Raw genomic sequence first — 455 nt, 5'->3', positions numbered from 1 at the left:
GACCTGACCAGTGCAGCGGACGGGGCTGGCCCCTTCGTCATGCGCGGCCGCGGCGCCTGGGTCGGCCGGGGCCGGTTGCCCCGGCAACCGAGCGACGTCATCGCCGTGGACAGTGGCTCGCGCTCGGCTCCGGAGGCTGAGGTCGCGGAGCGGGTCGCGCGCCTCGCCGCGCAGCTCGCCTCGCGTGACATCCTCTACAAGACGGTCGACTCGACGCTGCGCTGACATGTCAGGGCCGAGCTGGACGCGGCGTTCCGGGCCAGCGGGCGTAGGCAACTCGTCTTCGCCCCGGCCTTTCCCGCGGCCGGACGCACGACCGTCGGCGGCGTTCAACGCGTGGACGGTATCCCCGTGTCGGAGACCGCCTATGGCCGCGATCCGGTGCATCCGGCACGCCATTCGGTGCTTGCCGACCTGGTCCCGCCCTCCATCGGGAACGTGGTGCTGCTCGACGC

1 pseudogene is annotated in these 455 nt (G+C 72.7%); it reads left to right on the top strand.

Annotation, left to right across the window (positions count from 1 at the left end):
* Nucleotides 1-39: 39 nt before the first annotated feature.
* A pseudogene (locus AB4Y92_RS25800) lies at nt 40-455 on the top strand (four-carbon acid sugar kinase family protein); the annotation flags it as partial.

It is taken from the genome of Lysobacter sp. TAB13, assembly GCF_052113885.1.
GTDB classification, from domain to species: domain Bacteria; phylum Pseudomonadota; class Gammaproteobacteria; order Xanthomonadales; family Xanthomonadaceae; genus Lysobacter; species Lysobacter gummosus.
The sequence above is the reverse complement of the archived record's forward strand: the minus strand, read 5'-3'. Positions and strand labels throughout refer to the sequence as shown.